The organism is Sneathiella sedimenti, from assembly GCF_017313765.1.
GTDB lineage: Bacteria > Pseudomonadota > Alphaproteobacteria > Sneathiellales > Sneathiellaceae > Sneathiella > Sneathiella sedimenti.
The window spans coordinates 698,866-717,536 of sequence record NZ_JAFLNC010000001.1 but is presented as its reverse complement, the minus strand read 5'-3'; the positions used below and the strand labels follow the sequence as shown (position 1 = coordinate 717,536).

The window sequence follows — 18,671 nt, the reverse complement described above, 5'->3', positions numbered from 1 at the left end:
AATAACGCTTGATGCACGATTGCCTTAACCGTGTGGGAACGGCAAACCCTGGCATGAAAAATTAAGGACATAGTTCAAATAACGTATTGAAAAAAATACAAAATTTATTCAGCTATAATTCTTTTCAAATTAACTCTTAGGAGATAACTTAAGCGTATATTGTCACACTCTGTTAAAGTAACCGCAATATCTGAAGAAGTGGGATTCAGGAAATGGTCACAAAGGCGCAAGAGCTCAAATCAGAGCATATAGAAAAAGTTCTCGCAATAGTTGAGAGCCGGCTGGACAAGAAGACAGCGGAAGATGCTGTAAATTTCGTGCGCCTCTTCTATGAGCGTCCGGCGCCAGAAGACCTTCTCGGGACCCCACCGGAACATCTCTATGGCTCAGGTGTCTCGCTGTACAAGTTTGCATCCGTCAGGGTGCCGGGAACGGCAAAAGTCCGGGTTTTCACGCCCGATATAGAAGAGCATGGGTGGAAGACCACCCATTCCGTGATTGAAATCGTCAATGACGACATGCCCTTTCTTGTCGACAGTGTTACGGCGGCATTGAACCGCCGTGGTCTCAACGTTCACCAGGTTATCCACCCGGTCGTCTATGTGGAGCGTGACAGGGACGGAAACCGTATTCGCACCTATGCGGGTGAGCCAAAGGGTAAGCAAAAGAACATTCGTGAAAGCATCATGCACTTCGAGATTGATGAGCAATCAGATCCGAAAGTGCTTTCTGAAATTGAAAACGGACTTCTGGAGACCCTCGCTGATGTCCGCGTATCGGTTGCCGATTGGAAGCCGATCCTGGCCCATGTGGATTCGATTAGCGCCAACTTGAAGAAGAACCCGCCACCGCTGCCCAAAGAAGAAATTGATGAAGCCCTGGCCCTGCTGCACTGGATGTCGGACAATCATTTTACTTTTCTGGGTTACCGGGAGTTTGAATTTGCTGACGAAGGCAAGGGCCGGTCAGATAAATGGAAACTGGTAGATGGATCCGGGCTTGGAATCCTGCGTGATCCCACGCGCAGGATCATGTCCGGCGGGACGGAAATGTCACCGGAAGTAAAAGATTTTCTGCGCCGCCGTGAACTGATCATCGTCACCAAGGCCAATGTCCGTTCCACCGTACATCGGGCGGTCCACCTTGACTATGTGGGGGTGAAAAAATTCAATGACAAAGGCGAGGTCATCGGGGAACACCGCTTTACGGGCCTATTCACGTCGGCTGCCTATAACCGGATTCCCCGGGATATTCCTTATTTGCGCCGAAAGGTGAACCAGACTCTGGAAGTGGCTGATTTTCCGAAAAACAGCCATGATGAAAAAGCTTTCACCCATATACTGGAGAGCTATCCACGGGATGAACTGTTCCAGATTTCGGTCGAGGACCTGTTCGAAAATGCAACCAAGATCAAGTCATTGCAGGAACGTCCACGCATTGGTGTCTTGTTGCGACGCGACCGGTTTGAGCGGTTTGTCTCGGCCATCATTTATATCCCGCGGGAAAAATTCAATACGGACCTCCGCCGGAAGTTTGGCGAATTGCTCGCCGAAGAACATAACGGGTCGCTATCCTCCCATTACGCGCTTGTCGGCGACGATCTGCTCGCACGGATTCACTATATCATCGCCCTTAAAAGCAAGCATAAGCCGGTTGTCGATGAAGAGGATCTGGAGCGGCGGCTGATTGAGGCCTCCCGCGACTGGGCGGATGACCTCATGGATGCGCTGCTTGAAAAATGGGGCGAGGAAAAAGGCCTGCATCTGCGGACGCGCTACGGCAATGCATTTCCTGCCGGCTACAAGGAACGCTTTAATGCGGACCTCGCGCTTTACGACATTGAAAAGATAGAAGCGGTTTTCAGGTCAAAGGAACTGGGTCTCAATCTCTATCGCTGGGTTGAAGATCCGGAAAACAAGGTCCGGTTCAAGGTATATAGCCGCGAGACCCCTTTGACACTGTCCGATTGCCTGCCGATGCTTGAGAACATGGGATTGAAGGTCCTTTCCGAGAATCCCTATCTCGTCGCGTCGGAGGATCTCAATGGTAAGGTCTGGATTCATGATTTCGAACTGATTGAGCCTGGCGGCTACGCCCTGGATCTGCATGACCTGAAAGCGAAGTTTGAAGAAACCTTCCGCCGTGTCTGGACCGGCAATATGGAGAATGACGGCTTCAACCGGCTGGTGATGCGGGCGGGACTGGACTGGTCTAGTGTAGTCGTCCTCCGCGCATACGCAAAATACCTGCGTCAGGCTGGCATCACCTTCAGCCAGACCTATATGATGAATACGCTGTCGGGTAACCCGAAGATTTCCCGACGGTTGATCGAGCTGTTCCACGCCCGATGCAATCCTGCACAAGAGGATAACCGTGATGAAAATGTCGTCCGCATCGTCGATGAGATTTGGCAACTGCTTGATGAGGTTTCTAGCCTGGATGAAGACAGGATCCTGCGCCGTTTCGTCAACCTGATCGTCAATACCCTGCGAACAAACGTTTTCCAGAACCGTCTGGATGAGCAGGAAAAGCCCTATTATTCATTCAAGCTCGATAGTCAGAAGCTGGAGGAACTCCCGCTGCCACGACCGTTTGTCGAGATATTTGTTTACAGTCCACGGGTGGAAGGTGTGCATCTGCGCGGCGGCAAGGTGGCCCGTGGCGGGTTGCGCTGGTCAGACCGGAGAGAGGATTTCAGAACAGAAGTTCTTGGCCTGATGAAGGCCCAGATGGTAAAGAACACGGTAATTGTGCCGGTCGGTTCGAAGGGTGGCTTTTATCCCAAGAACCTGCCGTCGGCGGGATCGCGCGAAGAGTATCTTGCCGAAGGTATCAACTGCTACAAGATTTTCATTTCCGGCTTGCTGGATATCACGGATAACTACGTTGGTAGCGAAGTGGTGCCGCCGAAAAATGTCGTCCGGCATGATGGCGATGATCCCTATCTTGTCGTCGCGGCGGACAAGGGGACAGCGACTTTCTCGGATATCGCAAATGCTGTGGCCATCTCCTATGGTTTCTGGCTTGGGGACGCTTTCGCCTCCGGCGGTGCAGCGGGATATGATCACAAGAAAATGGGCATTACCGCACGCGGCGCCTGGGAGTCCGTAAAACGTCATTTCCGCGAAATGGGGATCGACACCCAAAGCCAGGAATTCGATGTTGCGGGCATTGGCGACATGTCCGGGGATGTCTTTGGCAATGGTATGTTGCTATCGAAGAAAATCCGGCTTGTCGCGGCCTTCGATCATCGCAATATATTTATCGACCCGACGCCGGACACCGCCAAAAGCTATAAGGAGCGAGAACGGATATTCGCACTGCCCCGCTCCTCCTGGGAGGATTACAACCCAAAACTGATCTCTGCGGGGGGCGGCATCTTTGACCGGAAAGCAAAGTCCGTTTCCCTCACGCCGGAGATCAAGAAGCTTCTCGATATCAAGGGGGACACCGTCACGCCGAATGAGTTGATTACCTCCATTTTGAAGATGAAGGTTGATTTGTTGTGGTTCGGCGGGATTGGCACCTATATCAAGGCCACGCACCAAAGCAATGGCGAGGTGGGCGATCGCGCCAACGACGCCATTCGCGTAAATGGCAAGGAAGTGCGCGCAAAGGTCATTGGCGAAGGCGGAAATCTCGGGGTAACCCAGCTGGGCCGTATCGAATATGCACTGAACGGCGGCCGGTTGAATACAGACGCTATCGATAACTCCGCGGGTGTTGACTGCTCGGACCATGAAGTGAATATCAAGATCCTGCTGCGGGCTGTTCTCGACGATGGGGAAATGACGGAAAAGCAGCGTGATCGTCTGCTCGTCGAAATGACGGATGATGTCGCGGAGCATGTCCTGATAGATAACTACCTGCAAACACAGGCGTTGACCACGGCCGAACGGCAAAGTGCCGATAATTTCACCGACAATGTTCTTTTCATGCGTGATCTTGAAAAAAAGAACCGGCTGAACCGGGCTGTAGAAAACCTCCCGGATGACGAGGAGATTGCCCGACGTCAGGCGGCCAATATTGGCCTTACCCGGCCAGAGATATCGGTAGTCCTGGCATACGCGAAGATGACGCTCTATGAGGATATCCTGGAGACGATCCTGCCCGATGATCCTTATTATGATATCTGGCTGGCCCAGTATTTTCCGCCGCAACTGCGCGTCAAGCATGCGGCATATGTGGCAGGACATCGGCTACGTCGGGAAATCATCACCACCATCATTGTGAATCAGCTGATCAACCGGGGCGGACCCACATTTGTGTTCCAGATGCGGGAAGAACAGGGTTGCGAGGCGCAGGATGTGGCGCGGGCGTTCGCCATCGTCTGCGCGGTTTTCGATCTTGAAAAGATCTGGTCCGGGATTGAGGCGCTGGACAACAAGGTCAGTACGGATGTCCAGGGCCGGATGATCGATGTTATTCAGAAACTTGCCCGGCGGGCGACGCTCTGGTGCCTGCGGCATCTCTCACAAGGCGACAATATCGCCGACGAGGTCAAGGCGCTGGCCACCGACATGCGCAAGCTTGAACAAGGCCTGGAAGGCTTGTTGAGTGAGGAGGGCAAGAACCGTTTCGTTTCCCGTACCAAAGAGCTTGTCGCTGACGGGGTGCCTGAACCGCTGGCGCGGCGGGTGGCGGCACTCGGTCCGTTGCGCTCCTCCCTTGATGTCATTCAGGCCGGCAAAGTGTGCGGCCAGAAAATCACGGAGGTTGGCGAGGTATATTTTGCTGTTGGGGCGGAGCTTCACCTCGATTGGCTGCGCAGCGCCTCAGAGTCGATCGAGCCCGGAGACAATTGGGACCGGCTCGCGATCACGGCGATCATCGATGATCTTTATGGTCAGCAGCGGGCGATTACCACCTCGGTCTTTGCCGGTTCAAACGGTTATAAGGGGCGGGAGGCATTTGATTTTTGGAGTAAAAACAATCAACTGGCAATCAAGCGTACCGCTGAACTAATAAAAGAACTGAAATCGACCGGCGGCCTGGATATTTCGAAGCTTGTTTTCGCCATTCAGCAGTTTCGATCCATGATTACGTGATTGTCTATTCCGCCTCGTTGTCGTAGCTTGACGACATCTACAGGGTGAAAGATGAGGGGGAAGGCATGAGCGCAATCAGCGAGGGGATGCCGCAAGAGACCGGAAAGCTCGGTAAGTTTTCCTGGGCCTTGTTCGACTGGGCGAACCAGCCGTTCTTCACCGTGGTGACGACTTTTATTTTCGCGCCCTATTTTACCTCCTTCGTGGCGTCAAGCCCGGCGGAAGGGCAAGCCTATTGGGGGTATACCCAGGCCATAGCGGGTGCGTTGATTGCGATATTGAGTCCGGTTTTCGGCTCCATTGCCGACGCTGGTGGCGCCCGAAAGCCCTGGATCCTGTTTTTTTCCATCCTCTGCGCGATTGGAGCCTTCTCTCTCTGGTGGGCAGTGCCGGGTATGCAGGGCGGCATATTCTGGATATTGGCGGGCATTGTCATCGGCACGATCGGTGTCGAGTTCAGCATCGTCTTTAACAACGCCATGTTGCCGACGCTTGTGTCACCCCAGCGAATGGGTCGCCTCAGTGGTTTTGGCTGGGGTCTGGGCTATATTGGGGGGCTCATCGCGCTGTTTATTGTGCTGTTCGGGTTCTCTATGCCGGAAGTTCCCCTCTTAGGCCTCAGCAAGGAATTGCATGAACCGGACCGCATAACTGGCCCGATGTCCGCCATCTGGCTGCTGGTCTTCATAATTCCGATGCTGCTGTTCACGCCGGACCGGGCAGCAAGCGGCATATCGAAGACTGCGGCGGTGCGGCAGGGCTTGTCGGCACTGATGGTAACGCTGCGATCCCTGAAGGACTATCGCAACATTGTTTACTTCCTGATCGCCCGAATGTTTTATAATGACGGCATTCTTGCCCTCATCGGTTTCTCCGGCATTTACGCGGCGGGACTCTTTAAGTGGGGGACAACAGAACTTGGTATTTTCGGCATCCTGATCAATTTCTTTGCCATTGCCGGGTGCTTTATTGGCGGAGCCCTGGATGACAGACTTGGTTCTAAGCCGACAATTGTTATTTCCGTTCTGGGGCTCGCCTTCGCGTCTGTAGGTGTGCTGTCGATCAGCAACGGTCAGGTCCTGTTCGGGCTTCCTGCTGCCATGCCGGTTGAAGGGGGGGCATTATTCGCCAGCCCTGCAGAGATGGTCTTTTTGGTTTTCGCGTTTATCATGGGGTTTTTCTTCGGACCGGCGCAGGCCGCCAGCCGGACCCTGATTGCCCGCATGGCACCGCCGGAAAAGGCCGGCGAGTTTTTCGGGCTGTTTGCATTGTCAGGGAAGGCAACGGCATTTTTGGCACCGCTCCTGATCGGGATTGTTACCTCGCTGACCGGGCAGCAACGCCCGGCGATGATCGTCATTTTCACCTTATTGATGATCGGGGCGGCGCTGATGAGTTTCGTGCGCGAACCAGCGCACGACTAGGCATTAGGCGAGCTTGACCGCGGTACCCGCGACTGTGACCATCAACATGCTGTCGCCGATAACCTCGACATCTACGCTGATCCCGACGATGGCGTCGGCGCCGATATCGGCGGCTTCTTCCTTCATATCTGAAAGCGCGTGTGCGCGGGCGTTGCGAATTTCCTTCTGGTAGGCATCGGACCTCCCGCCCAGTGTATCAGTTACCCGCGCGAAGAAATCGCGGATAAAGTTGGACCCCATGACAGCCTCGCCGCCAACTACGCCCAGATAGGACGCAATGGAATGTCCCTCAACAGACCCGGTAGTGGTAATAATCATCGCCGCGCTCCTCTCACTTGAAATATCAATGGCGGAAATGTCGCATGCCGGTAAAGACCATGGCAAGCCCGGCGTCATCAGCGGCAGCAATGACTTCATCGTCGCGCATGGAACCACCGGGCTGGATCACCGCGGTTGCCCCTGCTTCCGCTGCGGCGAGCAGACCGTCCGCGAAGGGGAAGAAGGCGTCCGACGCGACGACCGAGCCCTTGGCCCAGGCGGTGGTCTCTCCGGCATTTTGCGCGGCTTCAAGTGATTTGGCCGCAGCAATCTTGGATGAATCTACCCGGCTCATCTGCCCGGCGCCGACGCCCACTGTGGCACCATTTCGGACATAGACAATGGCGTTCGATTTCACATGTTTTGCGACGGTGAAGGCGAATTTGAGATCTTTCATTTCCTGATCGCTCGGGGCCCGCTTGGTGACAACTTTAAGCTCGGGGGAGGCAGTCAGGGCATTGTCGCGATCCTGGATGAGATAACCACTCGCCAGTGATTTCACGAGCCGTCCTGGAACGCTCGGATCGGGCAGGCCCCCGGTCAGCAGCAGACGCAGGTTTTTTTTCGCCGCGATGATCGCTTTCGCGGCATCATCCGCGTCCGGCGCAATGATTACTTCTGTAAAGATTTTCACGATTTCCTCGGCGGTCGCCGCATCCAGCGTCTGGTTGAGGGCGATAATCCCGCCGAAAGCCGAGGTGGTATCGCAGGCGAAGGCAGTTCTATAGGCATCTGCGAGGGTTGGCGCCGTGGCAACACCGCAAGGATTGGCATGCTTGATGATGGCGCAGGCCGGACCACTCACTTTCGGGTCGAATTCAGCGACCAGCTCGAACGCGGCATCCGTATCATTGAAATTGTTGTAGGAAAGTTCTTTCCCCTGCACCTGAACCGCCGTTGCAACGCCAACGCGTTTCTCGTCATTCGCATAAAACGCCGCGGACTGGTGGGGGTTCTCTCCATAACGGAGAAGCTGCTGGCGCGATCCGGCAAGGACCAGGCGATCCGGATAGGTCTCGCCCAATTGCGCGGCATACCAGTCGGAGATGGCGGCGTCATAGGCACCGGTACGTGCATAGGCCTTTGCGGCAAGCTTCTTGCGAAGCTCAAGGCTCGTCTTGCCGCCGGTCTCGTTAAGTTCGTCAACGACCGTCTGATAGTCCCTCGTATCGACGACGACATTGACGAAGCCATAGTTCTTGGCGGCGGATCGGATCATTGCGGGTCCGCCAATATCGATATTCTCGATGCAGGTATGGAAATCCGCACCCTTGGCAACCGTTTCCTCGAACGGGTAGAGATTGACCACGACCAAGTCGATACCACCGATATCGTGATCCGTCATCGCTTTTACATGATCGGTGTTGTCACGAAGTGCAAGAATGCCGCCATGAATTGATGGATGCAGTGTCTTGACCCGGCCGTCCATCATTTCGGGAAAGCCGGTGTGGTCAGCGACTTCTGTCACCTTTATCCCTGCTTCCATAAGCATCTTGGCGCTACCGCCAGTGGAGAGAATCTCTACATCCAGCGCAGCCAGCGCCTTACCAAGATCGATTAGGCCGGATTTATCAGAAACGGAAATAAGGGCGCGGGAAACGGGTTGCAGATCGGTGCGGGACATCGACGGAATATATCCTCTGAAACAGGTGTTGCGGGAGTAAGCGCCCTATAGCACGCAAGGCGAATTAGCGGAACCTTTTAACGAAAAAAAAACTTGGACAAACTAATATCCCGGCGTTACCAACAACGGACGTAATTTTTACAGGACAAAATATCCTATGGCGAATTCAACACCGGCGGCTCTTAAAGAGCATGACAAGGTTAGCGGCAAAACCAAAATTTCGATTGTGGGTCTCGGTTATGTCGGACTTCCTCTTGCTGTTGCGCTGGCGAGAAGCTTTGACGTGATCGGTTTCGATGTCAATGAAGGTCGGGTCAAGGAGCTTCGCCATGGTCATGATCGGACGATGGAGATCGATACCCCGGCCCTGCGGGCCAGCAGTGTGCGCTTCACAACGGACATCAATGATACGCGCGATGCCGATATCCATATCGTGACTGTACCGACACCGGTCGATGAAGAGGACAAGCCGGATCTTGAGCCGTTGAAAGGCGCGTGCAAGGCGGTCGGCCCGGTTTTGAAAAAGGGCGCGATCGTTGTCGTTGAAAGCACGGTTTACCCGGGCGTGACCGAAGATGTCTGCGGCCCGATCCTGGAGGAAACCTCGGGGATGACATCGGGCGTGGATTTCTATCTCGGCTATTCGCCGGAAAGGATCAACCCCGGTGATAAAGTTCATACGGTGGACAAGATCATCAAGGTCGTTTCCGGCCAGACCGAGCAAGTGACCGACATTCTCGCTGACGTTTATGGCAAGGCGACGACTGGCGGAACCTATCGCGCCCGCAATATCAAGACCGCCGAGGCGGCGAAGGTAATCGAGAACGCACAGCGTGACATCAATATCGCCTTCGTCAATGAAGCGACGATGATTTTTCAGAAGCTTGGCATTTCCGCCTATGATGTTCTGGAAACGGCGGGCACGAAATGGAATTTCCTGAATTTCACACCGGGTCTTGTCGGGGGGCATTGCATTGGTGTTGATCCTTTCTATCTTGCGCATCGGGCCAATGAAGTCGGTCATTTCGCGGACCTGATTTTGACCGGTCGCCGGATCAATGAGAATATGGGCAAGTTCATCGCTGACAGTGTCCATGAAAATCTAAATGGAAAAAGCAAGATTCTTGTTCTCGGCGTGACCTTCAAGGAGAATGTTCCGGACCTTCGTAATACAAAGGTTGTCGATATCATCAGCGTGCTGCGCGAACATGGCCATGAGGTTGATGTGCATGATCCGCTAGCCGACAAAGACGAGGCGCAGCAGTTTCTGGGAATTGACCTCATCGAGAGCCTCTCCGACCTGAGCGGTTATGATTCCATTGTGTGTGCGGTTGCCCATTCAGTCTATCGAGACCTTTCTCCTGCGGCACTAGAGGAGATGATAGGAGGAGAAGGCCTGCTTGCTGATGTAAAGGGGATCTGGCGCAATACGGAATTTTCCCCGAAAATCAAGCGCTGGCAGCTTTAACTCTTAGTCTGAAAGACGAGTCAGTGCCCACTTGATCAGGATCGGTTCCTGATCAATGAGCTGGCCTGTGATGACAATCTGCTGATTATGGCGGCGCTCTCCCAGCTCGCTGCAATAGACGCTTTCTTCCAGTGAAAGCCGTGGGGCGGCGGTCAGAAACTTCCATCCCGTCCCGCTCGCTGTGCGGATTAGGATATTCTTTCCGCTGGCGCTCCGGGAAATGCTCAGATCCGGGTGCAGATGAAACCGCAGGCTGAAGTGTGACCGGCCCGAAGGCGGCATTCTTTCTGGGATGATCTGGTCTTCGCCGCGTAAGGCAAGGCCGCTGGCATCGAGATAGAGGCGTCGCCGATGGAGTACGCCGACTGTCTCGAGATAGCCATTGCTTTCAAGATCGAGCCAGATATTCCCGTCGTCCTCATTACGGATCACTTTGCTCTGTTCCTCAACCGATGTATTGCGCGGCGGGAAAACAGCATTGATATTGTCAAACCCGAGAGTAGAGTGCGCGGCCGTCGCCGCGAGGGCCTTGCCCCAGGCAGATTCGGGATCACTTACGCCCCCGCAGTTCACGATCAGCCGTTCCCGCCCATAACTGAACTCGAAACCCATTAATCCGGCATGGGATAATTCGTCCGTACGACGGCCCCCCTCGCCACTTTCGAGAATAAGCAGGGCGCGGCCCGCCTTCATCCGTTCGAACCCGCCCTGCGGAAAGCGCTGTGGTGCGCGTCCCGTCGCATCCGAGAGGGAGAGAATATTGTCGCAATAGCCTTCCGGCAGCTTGAGACCACCATTAAAGAGCGCGAGCCGACCGTCGCCATGCTGGAAAAACCGGATTGCCGGTGCGAGCCGGTCTATGGCGTTGTTGATCGCGACAGGCACCATCTCGTTCGCTGCCATCAATGTATTGCGGATACCGATAAGATCACCAAGCAGCAACAGATGACGTTCCGGGTTGCGGGAAATATGACAGCCGTCTGCCAGAACGACGCGGTTGAGCTCAGTCTCGAGGGAGGCAAGATACTTTCCGCTGTTTTTTCCCATATCTGGAAAGGAGAGCGCGCCATACAACAAGGCCTGCCAGCTCGTCACCCGGTCTACACCCAACTCCTTGTTTTTCGTGATACGGCTTAAATGGACATATTGACGGCGCAGCGAGCGTAGAAATCTGAAATTGAACTCGCTTTCCTCTTTTTCGAGAAGGAAACGACTGTAGCAGAACCAGGCAACGAGGCGCCGCGCGATCACAAATTCATCCCAGACATAGGGCCGATAGGCATCGAATTTTTCGATCCAGGAAAGAATTAGCGCGCGGGAATGACGCCGCGCTGCCTCTGTGCCATTTGCAGAAAAATCGCGAAGCCAGGCGAATTCGTGCAGCTCCTTATGCCAGGCGAGGGGCATCCCTTCGGCATCCCACGGCTCCTGATTGCTTTGTTCGAGACTAAAGCCTGCAAATTCGAAATGTCCCTGATAAATATTGTCGGCACGTTCTCCGTTGCCGGGGAAAATATCAATGGGTGAATGGGTGAGGCGCTTCGGCACCCGGCTTTTCAGCAGGGCCTGATAGGCGCCGCTTGCATAAATCACATCGGAAATAAGTCGCCGCGACGGTAAGCCTCCTTTCGCAGGCGTTATCGCCGCTTTGCTCATGTCCGACCCAGCACCGCGTTGATGTTAGCGGCATATTGTTCCGGCCCGCCCTTGAAGACGGCACTACCTGCGACCAAAAGATCCGCGCCCGCTTCGATCACCTTTGGGGCGGTCTCGGCATTGATCCCGCCATCGACCTCAAGATCGATATCCCGGCCCGAAGCATCGATCATTTCGCGAATGGTGCGGATTTTTTCAAGCTGGGAAGGTATGAACTTCTGTCCACCGAACCCGGGATTGACACTCATGACCAGAATTAGGTCCACCTCATCCAAAACATGTTCCAGCGTTGAAGCCGGGGTGGAGGGGTTCAGCGAGACACCAGCCTTGATGCCGTGGGATTTGATCAGTTGCAGGCTGCGATGAAGATGCGGGCCTGCTTCCTGATGCAGGGTGATGATATTCGCGCCCGCGTCAACAAATTCGGCGATGAACGGATCGACCGGTGTAATCATCAGATGGCAGTCGAAGGGTATATCCGTATAGCCGCGCACGGATTTGGTTGCCGCCGGGCCAAAGCTGATATTCGGCACGAAATGACCATCCATGACATCTACGTGGATAAAATCCGCCCCTGCTCGCGCTACATTGCTGACTTCCTCGCCGAGCTTTGCAAAATCGGCGGCTAGGATGGAGGGGGCAATTCTGACCGGTTTACGCATAGGGGGTCCTTCAAACCAAAATTTCTTTTTCAGTGGCGCCAGTTAAACTAGTGTTTACCACGACAAAATAGGGCGCTCAAGCGGAGGGCGTAGATATTTTGCGAAGACGCGCTGCATAAAACCCATCCATGCCGCCAAGATGAAATGGCAGGGAGCGAAGATCACCCTCGGGGTTTAGAAGATCGCCGACGCCGCCGATCTCATTCGCCTGGACTGGTTCCCGCTTCAGAGCCGGGTTCCGGCTAAGCAGAGCCGCGATCTGTGCCTCTCCCTCTTCTGGTTGCAAGGAACAGACACTATAAACCAGCAGACCTCCGGGTTTTAGCGCTTGCGCCGCGCTGTCCAGCAGGCGGGCCTGTAACTGGCTCAGCTTGTCAACATCCGCCTGGGATTTGAGATAGGCAACATCAGGGTGACGGCGGAGCGTACCGGTACTGGAGCAGGGTGCATCGAGTAGAATGCCGTCCGGCTGCCGCTCGGGCGCAAAATTTTCGGCGTCGCCCACTTTGACTGTAACGGGCAGGCGCAGCCGCGCCATATTCTCTTCAAGCCGCTTCAGACGATTTTTGGAGCGGTCAAGGGCGATGACTTCCGCGCCTGCCGCGGCAAGTTGTGCAGTTTTGCCTCCCGGCGCCGCGCATAGATCGACGATTAGTTTCCCGGTAACATCGCCAAGAAGCGCTGCGGGCAATGCCGCCGACGCATCCTGGACCCACCATTCTCCCTCATCAAAACCCGGAAGGTCGGCCAGAGAGGTTATCGTTGCTCGCCGGAGCGTGCCCGTCGGCAACACTTCCGCATCGAGGTCCGCAGCCCATTTTTCCGGATTGCTTTTGACGGATATATCAAGTGCAGCTTCGGTCAGGTGTGCTTCGGCAATCCGCCTTGTGGCTTCCTCGCCATAATGGCCTGTCCATGACTGCCAAAGCCAGCTTGGCGTGTTGGTCCGCGGAATATCGATTTTTGAAAGCAGCTTTTCGCCCTGCCGGTCAATCCGGCGGAGGAGTGCATTTACCAACCCCTTGTGTTTGCTGCGGTCCGGCACGAGGGCGACCGTATCATGGACAGCCGCATGGGACGGGATGTTCAAATAGAGAATCTGCGTGATGCCGATCCGTAATATATGACGGACATCCTGTGCTTTTTCAGGCAAAGGCCGATCCAGCATTTTATCTATCAGCGCGTCGATCACACCAAGATGGCGGAGTGCCGTTGACGTGATGGCCCGGGCCAGTGCCCTGTCACGGGGTGGAAATCCGCGCAATACGGGATCGAGCGCCTCTTCCAGTGGTTGCTGCTTTTGAAGCACGCGAGAGAGGAGCCGGACAGAGGCGGCGCGTGAATTGGCTGATGGTGTTGTCATCTGCGGCTTCTAGCTGAAAATTGCCTTGCGGTCTATAGATGGTTCCGAAATACTAAAAGGTAAGCAAATCTATTTTAGTGCCACCCTACAACCGGACGATAGACCCAAATGACCGAGAAAAAGACAGATCGCGATCTTGAAAAGAAAGACAAGAAAGATCCTGCCATCAAGCAGAAACAGGCAAAGGGAGAAATCGGCGGACCGTCCGGGCTGGAGCCGACGCGCTATGGTGATTGGGAGCGTAAGGGTATCGTCAGCGATTTCTAAATGCGGCGCCTGTCAGGCGGGCTTCCCTTTTTCCGACAGCCAGATTCCAAATAATACAAGCGCAAGCGCTGCGCCATGAAAGAGCTCGAACGGTTCATTAAGGAATGTAACGGCGAAAATTGACGCAAAGATCGGCACCAGATTGACAAATATACCGGCCCGCCCGGGCCCCAGGATTCTTACGCCGGCAATGAAGGAAATCTGGGCAATGATGGATGGAAAGAATGATGCGACAGCAACGATTATCCATCCTTCAAATGTCGGGGCGAGAAAGTGATCGAGCCCCATTTCAATCCAGACAAAGGGAATGGACGTTAAAAATGCTGAGGTCGCCATTACTGTAAGGAAGGACAGCGCCGAGATTTCGGGCCGGTAACGGAGTGCTACGGTGTAGCCCGAATATAAAACACAGGCGAGAAGCATCAGGGCATCGCCCTGATTGATCTCAAAGGTTGCCAGACGTGCGAAAGAGCCTCCAGATGCAACAATCCCCACGCCGATGATTGTGACGGATACCCCAACAGACTGCAAAAGTGAGACTCGGGTCCGAAACACCAGAAAAGCCCCGATCAGGACAAAAACGGGGATGGATCCCTGCAGAATGCCGATATTCACGGCGGTTGTCGAATGGGCGGCAAGGTAGAACAGCATATTGAAGCCAGTAAAGCCGAATGCGCCCATTGCCAGCATATAACCGATGTATTTCTTGATGACAGCCCAGTCGTTCCGAAGATGGCGATATGAGACCAGGGACAGAATTAGGACCACAAGGAGCCAGCGCATGCAGACCAGCATCATTGGGGAAATCTCCCCAACGGCGAGCCGACCCAATACGGCGTTCATCCCCCAACATGTCGTCGTCAAGGTCAAAAGCAGATAGGCGCGCATGTTCGAGGCCTGGTTCGCCATGGGTTCTGTTGGGGGCATGTGACTTCCGGTGAATACCAAGGATGGAGATCGACCTTAAGCGATAAGGTTGCGATCGCCAACCGCTTTTAAGAGGGCTTGTTTTCTAGAGGATATGTGAGCCGGAGAGATCGTCCTGATCTACTTCTGTCTCCTGCTTTTTGTCTTTCTTCAGGGCAAACTTGATACTTGGCTTTATCTGGCCCGCGCCAATCTGCACCGTCGCTTGCGGAATTTGAATGCCGCCTGGTTGAGCGCCGAACGCCGCAGCATTAAATCCGCCGAAGGAAGCACCACTATGCTGGGCCGGTATATCGTCCTCGCCGCGTATTTTCCGAAGCAACTCATAGTGATTTGGCAGCCCGGCGAGTTCCTTTTGTTCGTAACGGATAAATTCTGCCATGCGTTTGTCCCAGTCTTCGCGGGCGATAAACCTTTCCGCAGGGTACTGAACGTCCTTCAGATAACCTTTTGCGAAGAGGACCACGTTATAGCTGAAATAATTGAACAAATAAACGCCGTCGAAATCCGTATTGATTGGCAGGGTATGGCGGTATTCCTCGAGCAGGTCCTTGAGGCTGTCGGGGATTACCATTTCCTCCCGTGCGGTTCGCCAATAGTCGCTGTCTTCCCGGTTGTTAGTGCAGTAATGCAGGATGATGAAGTCACGGATAGTCTGCATCATCTTCTCGGTCGTCTCATTGAATCGCTTGGCGAGGACGGGTGCGAAGCTTTTGTCGGGGAAATTGAGCAAAAGAAGCTTTACAAAATTATCGATCATATAGATCGCCGTTGATTCAAGCGGTTCTATAAAGCCGGCGGAAAGACCAATCGCGATACAGTTTTTCTCCCAGGCCCGTTCCATGCGGCCAATACGGATCGGGATGACGCGAGGGTCGGCGTCTTTGACTTCATCGCCTAGATGGTTGAGAAACTCCTCACGCGCCTCGTCATCGGTGCGGAAATGACTAGAGAAGACGTAGCCTGTCCCAATCCGGTTATAGAGCGGGACCCGCCAGACCCAGCCTGCCCCGAGCGCGGTTGAATTTGTGCAGGGTTCGATCTGCCGGACATCCTGATGCGGAATCTGGACCGCCAGTGCCCGGTTGTTCAGGAGATACTTGCTGTAATCCCGGAAGGGAACGCCCAGCACCTTGTTGATGATAACGCCTTTGAATCCAGTGCAATCAATGACCAGCTCGACGGGACGACGACCCTGCCGCTGCAACTTGAGGGCAGAAATAAATCCCCGTTCGTCCTGTTCCACCTCCTCGACATCATCGAGTACATGATTGACACCGCGTTCAATTGAAACCTCGCGCAGGAACTCTGCAAACTTACCGGCATCGAGATGATAGGCATAATTCAGTTTGGATTCGTAATCGCCATGTGTGAGCAATTTAGGACCCAGCTTTGCCCTGATGGCGGAACCGCAGAACGCCATGCAATCATCAAGGTTTTTGCGACCTTGCGGGCCGCCATATTTATGGAAATGATAAGCAGGATTTTGGCCGCCGAGTTGTGTCCGGATGGCTTCGAACGGGTGTATAAAGGACGTTGCACGTCCCTTGTCATCATGGTTCCAGTTAGTAAATCGCACCCCAAGCTTGAAGGAGGCATTACACCGAATAAAAAACTCTTTCTCCGAAATTCCAAGGCTTTTCAGCAAGGCCGGCATTGTCGGTACCGTGGCCTCGCCGACACCGATGGTAGGCACGTTCGGAGATTCAATCAGGGTGACTTTAGTAGGATTATCTTTGTTCCGCAGGTTCATGAAGCGGACGAGAAATGCGGCCGTCAGCCATCCCGCTGTCCCTCCGCCAACTATCGTAACTTCGTTGATCTGGTTGTCCATCCCAGCTCCCCCCGCGCGATTATGCTTGGAAAATACTATGGGTTGCCCATAGCTCCGTCAAGCGCGACGGGGAAAAGCCGGAATGGATGACTGGTTAGAGGCCGCCCATCTTGCAGATCAGATTCCAGGATGGTTCATCCACCGGAACCACGGAAAGGCGGCTCTGGCGGACCAGTGCGAGATTCTCCAGACGCGGCTCCGCCTTGATATCCGCGAGCGTTACTGGCGTTGGCATGGATTTGACCGCCTTGACATCCACCATGCCGAAACGACCCTTCTCGTCCGTGTGATCGGGATAATATTCCTTGATCACCTCGACGATGCCGACAATCTGCTTTTCCTTCACTGAATGATAAAAGAAGCACTGATCGCCGAATTTCATTTCCTTCATGTTGTTCGACGCTTGATAATTCCGCACCCCGTCCCAGAAGGTACCCTCTTCTCCAGCGTCAAGTTGGTCCTGCCAGGACCAGGTTCCCGGTTCCGATTTTACAAGCCAGTATTTCATTAACTCTCCTTTGACGGCAGTTAGTTTCTTTTTCCCGGATGGATTCCCATCTGTTTAGCGATAATTTCGAGCATAATCTCGTTGGCACCGCCACCGATACCGGTCAGACGCAGATCCCGATAGGCACGGGAAATCCAGTTCTCCGACATAAAGCCTTGTCCGCCCCAATATTGCAAGCAGGCGCTTGGGATTTTATTGGCAAGTGTTCCCATCATGAATTTGGTCATGGAGGCTAGTTTGGTAACATCCTCTCCCGAGACATATTGCTCGGTTGTCCGGTACAGCAATGCCCGGGCTGCTTCAATCTCGCTCTGCATCTCCGCCATCTTGTGATAAACGACCTGGTTATCGAGGATGGTGCCGTTGAAGGCCTTTCGCTGGCCCGTATACTCGATCGTATCTTCGATTGCCATCTCCATACCGCGAAGGGCCCGCGCCGCAACGAACAGCCGTTCTTCCTGGAATTGCTGCATCTGGTAGGTAAAGCCCTTGTTCTCCTCGCCGATCAGATTGCGGGCAGGTACGCGGACATCATCGAAGAACAGCTGCGCCGTGTCGGAGCAATGTAACCCGAGCTTATCGAGTTTGCGAGCGACGGAAACACCTTTCGTTTTAAGCGGGACGATAATCAAGGATTTGTTGCGATGCGGTCCGCCTTCCTGTGAGGTATTTACCAAAAGACAGATCCAGTCGCCTTGTACCCCATTCGTGATCCACATTTTCGAGCCGTTGATAATGTAGTCGTCTCCGTCTCGTTTCGCGAAGGTACGGGTATTGGCGACATCCGAACCGGCCGATTCCTCGCTCACGCCGATACAGCCGACCAAATCGCCTGCGATAGTCGGTATCAGGAATTCCTGTTTCAACTCCTCACTTCCAAATTGGGTGAGGGCGGGAGTGCACATGGTGGTCTGCACACCGATAGACGTGGAAACGCCGTTCGCGCGGATACTGCCAAGGGCTTCTGCGAAGACCATTTCATAGGAGAAATCAAGATCCAGTCCGCCATACTGAACAGGCTTTCCGATGCCGAGTAATCCCGCGTCCGCCATGCGTTTCATGACCTCATGGGCAGGGAACATCCCCTCTTTCTCCCATGCATCGACGTTCGGATTTATATGCTCGTCAATTATCCGGGTGACGGTATTTTTGAGCGCGATATGCTCTTCTGAAAACTGCATGTGACCACCTTTTTGGTTTTTTATTATTATTCATGGTGGCCACTACATCATAATATATTGTGGAACGCAATCATCGCTATGGTGATTAAAGACCACCGCCGATTGCGTGTTTCCAAGGCTTTACAGTCACATTCTCAAAAAGCCCTGCGGCGGCGTAAGGGTCGCTTGCTGCCCATGCTTTTGCTGCTTCCAGGTCTTTATCCTCGAATATCAGCAAGCTGCCATTCGGCGTTTCCCCGTCCGCGTCCAATGTAGGTCCTGCAATTTTTAGGGCGTCGCCTTTCGCCTTGAGAAACTCCAGATGATCTGGCCGGGTATCGAGACGGACCTGCAAATGGTCAGCCTTATCCGTGCAATGGGCAATGAACAGCATTATTTTCTCCTTCTATAG

14 protein-coding genes are annotated in these 18,671 nt (G+C 54.0%); 4 read left to right on the top strand and 10 right to left on the bottom strand.

The features are described from left to right. The first annotated feature begins 212 nt into the window (after window positions 1-212). Window positions 213-5,048 (top strand): NAD-glutamate dehydrogenase, encoded by a 4,836-nt coding sequence (locus J0X12_RS03425; RefSeq protein WP_207042285.1) that lies wholly within the window; start codon window positions 213-215, stop codon window positions 5,046-5,048. Between the two features lie 65 nt (window positions 5,049-5,113). Continuing rightward, window positions 5,114-6,472: an MFS transporter gene (locus tag J0X12_RS03420; protein ID WP_207042284.1), complete on the top strand. Its 1,359-nt coding sequence runs from the start codon at window positions 5,114-5,116 to the stop codon at window positions 6,470-6,472. A 3-nt stretch (window positions 6,473-6,475) separates the two neighbouring features. Here the strand turns inward: J0X12_RS03420 and J0X12_RS03415 are convergent, their stop codons facing one another. Further along, window positions 6,476-6,790 carry a YbjQ family protein gene (locus tag J0X12_RS03415; RefSeq protein WP_207042283.1) on the bottom strand — a complete coding sequence of 105 codons (315 nt, stop codon included), beginning with the start codon at window positions 6,788-6,790 and terminating at the stop codon, window positions 6,476-6,478. Between the two features lie 25 nt (window positions 6,791-6,815). Then, complete coding sequence (gene purH / locus J0X12_RS03410; RefSeq protein WP_207042282.1) at window positions 6,816-8,414, bottom strand: bifunctional phosphoribosylaminoimidazolecarboxamide formyltransferase/IMP cyclohydrolase; 1,599 nt, start codon at window positions 8,412-8,414, stop codon at window positions 6,816-6,818. 157 nt (window positions 8,415-8,571) lie between these two features. Between purH and J0X12_RS03405 the strand changes: the two genes are divergently transcribed. Continuing rightward, entirely contained in the window at window positions 8,572-9,882 is a 1,311-nt protein-coding gene (locus J0X12_RS03405) for a nucleotide sugar dehydrogenase (protein WP_207042281.1), read from the top strand. Between the two features lie 3 nt (window positions 9,883-9,885). Here the strand turns inward: J0X12_RS03405 and J0X12_RS03400 are convergent, their stop codons facing one another. The 3 genes from J0X12_RS03400 to J0X12_RS03390 form a co-directional block, all read right to left on the bottom strand. Next, complete coding sequence (locus J0X12_RS03400; RefSeq protein WP_207042274.1) at window positions 9,886-11,538, bottom strand: heparinase II/III family protein; 1,653 nt, start codon at window positions 11,536-11,538, stop codon at window positions 9,886-9,888. Continuing rightward, entirely contained in the window at window positions 11,535-12,200 is a 666-nt protein-coding gene (gene rpe, locus J0X12_RS03395) for a ribulose-phosphate 3-epimerase (RefSeq protein WP_207042264.1), read from the bottom strand. Before rpe ends, J0X12_RS03400 begins: the two co-directional genes overlap by 4 nt. Before the next feature lie 76 nt (window positions 12,201-12,276). Further along, window positions 12,277-13,563 (bottom strand): RsmB/NOP family class I SAM-dependent RNA methyltransferase, encoded by a 1,287-nt coding sequence (locus J0X12_RS03390; RefSeq protein ID WP_207042263.1) that lies wholly within the window; start codon window positions 13,561-13,563, stop codon window positions 12,277-12,279. A gap of 108 nt (window positions 13,564-13,671) precedes the next feature. Here J0X12_RS03390 and J0X12_RS03385 point away from each other — a divergent pair, with 108 nt between their 5' ends. Continuing rightward, complete coding sequence (locus J0X12_RS03385; protein WP_207042261.1) at window positions 13,672-13,830, top strand: succinate dehydrogenase assembly factor 4; 159 nt, start codon at window positions 13,672-13,674, stop codon at window positions 13,828-13,830. Between the two features lie 12 nt (window positions 13,831-13,842). On the opposite strand, the gene J0X12_RS03380 is transcribed toward J0X12_RS03385, so the two are convergent. The 5 genes from J0X12_RS03380 to J0X12_RS03360 form a co-directional block, all read right to left on the bottom strand. Beyond that, window positions 13,843-14,757 carry a DMT family transporter gene (locus J0X12_RS03380; RefSeq protein WP_207042258.1) on the bottom strand — a complete coding sequence of 305 codons (915 nt, stop codon included), beginning with the start codon at window positions 14,755-14,757 and terminating at the stop codon, window positions 13,843-13,845. An 85-nt stretch (window positions 14,758-14,842) separates the two neighbouring features. Beyond that, entirely contained in the window at window positions 14,843-16,591 is a 1,749-nt protein-coding gene (locus J0X12_RS03375; RefSeq protein ID WP_207042256.1) for a tryptophan halogenase family protein, read from the bottom strand. Between the two features lie 94 nt (window positions 16,592-16,685). Further along, window positions 16,686-17,099 (bottom strand): EVE domain-containing protein, encoded by a 414-nt coding sequence (locus J0X12_RS03370; protein WP_207042254.1) that lies wholly within the window; start codon window positions 17,097-17,099, stop codon window positions 16,686-16,688. Between the two features lie 20 nt (window positions 17,100-17,119). Next, on the bottom strand, window positions 17,120-18,280 hold the full coding sequence (locus tag J0X12_RS03365) for an acyl-CoA dehydrogenase family protein (RefSeq protein ID WP_207042252.1): 1,161 nt from the start codon (window positions 18,278-18,280) through the stop codon (window positions 17,120-17,122). 85 nt (window positions 18,281-18,365) lie between these two features. Continuing rightward, on the bottom strand, window positions 18,366-18,653 hold the full coding sequence (locus J0X12_RS03360; protein WP_207042242.1) for a YciI family protein: 288 nt from the start codon (window positions 18,651-18,653) through the stop codon (window positions 18,366-18,368). Window positions 18,654-18,671: the final 18 nt, after the last annotated feature.

Bases quoted from the DNA above. Each gene is read 5' to 3' on its own strand.
- J0X12_RS03425 (WP_207042285.1), top strand. From the start codon at position 213: ATGGTCACAAAGGCGCAAGAGCTCAAATCAGAGCATATAGAAAAAGTT.
- J0X12_RS03420 (WP_207042284.1), top strand. From the start codon at position 5,114: ATGAGCGCAATCAGCGAGGGGATGCCGCAAGAGACCGGAAAGCTCGGT.
- J0X12_RS03415 (WP_207042283.1), bottom strand. From the start codon at position 6,790: ATGATTATTACCACTACCGGGTCTGTTGAGGGACATTCCATTGCGTCC.
- purH (WP_207042282.1), bottom strand. From the start codon at position 8,414: ATGTCCCGCACCGATCTGCAACCCGTTTCCCGCGCCCTTATTTCCGTT.
- J0X12_RS03405 (WP_207042281.1), top strand. From the start codon at position 8,572: ATGGCGAATTCAACACCGGCGGCTCTTAAAGAGCATGACAAGGTTAGC.
- J0X12_RS03400 (WP_207042274.1), bottom strand. From the start codon at position 11,538: ATGAGCAAAGCGGCGATAACGCCTGCGAAAGGAGGCTTACCGTCGCGG.
- rpe (WP_207042264.1), bottom strand. From the start codon at position 12,200: ATGCGTAAACCGGTCAGAATTGCCCCCTCCATCCTAGCCGCCGATTTT.
- J0X12_RS03390 (WP_207042263.1), bottom strand. From the start codon at position 13,563: ATGACAACACCATCAGCCAATTCACGCGCCGCCTCTGTCCGGCTCCTC.
- J0X12_RS03385 (WP_207042261.1), top strand. From the start codon at position 13,672: ATGACCGAGAAAAAGACAGATCGCGATCTTGAAAAGAAAGACAAGAAA.
- J0X12_RS03380 (WP_207042258.1), bottom strand. From the start codon at position 14,757: ATGCCCCCAACAGAACCCATGGCGAACCAGGCCTCGAACATGCGCGCC.
- J0X12_RS03375 (WP_207042256.1), bottom strand. From the start codon at position 16,591: ATGGACAACCAGATCAACGAAGTTACGATAGTTGGCGGAGGGACAGCG.
- J0X12_RS03370 (WP_207042254.1), bottom strand. From the start codon at position 17,099: ATGAAATACTGGCTTGTAAAATCGGAACCGGGAACCTGGTCCTGGCAG.
- J0X12_RS03365 (WP_207042252.1), bottom strand. From the start codon at position 18,280: ATGCAGTTTTCAGAAGAGCATATCGCGCTCAAAAATACCGTCACCCGG.
- J0X12_RS03360 (WP_207042242.1), bottom strand. From the start codon at position 18,653: ATGCTGTTCATTGCCCATTGCACGGATAAGGCTGACCATTTGCAGGTC.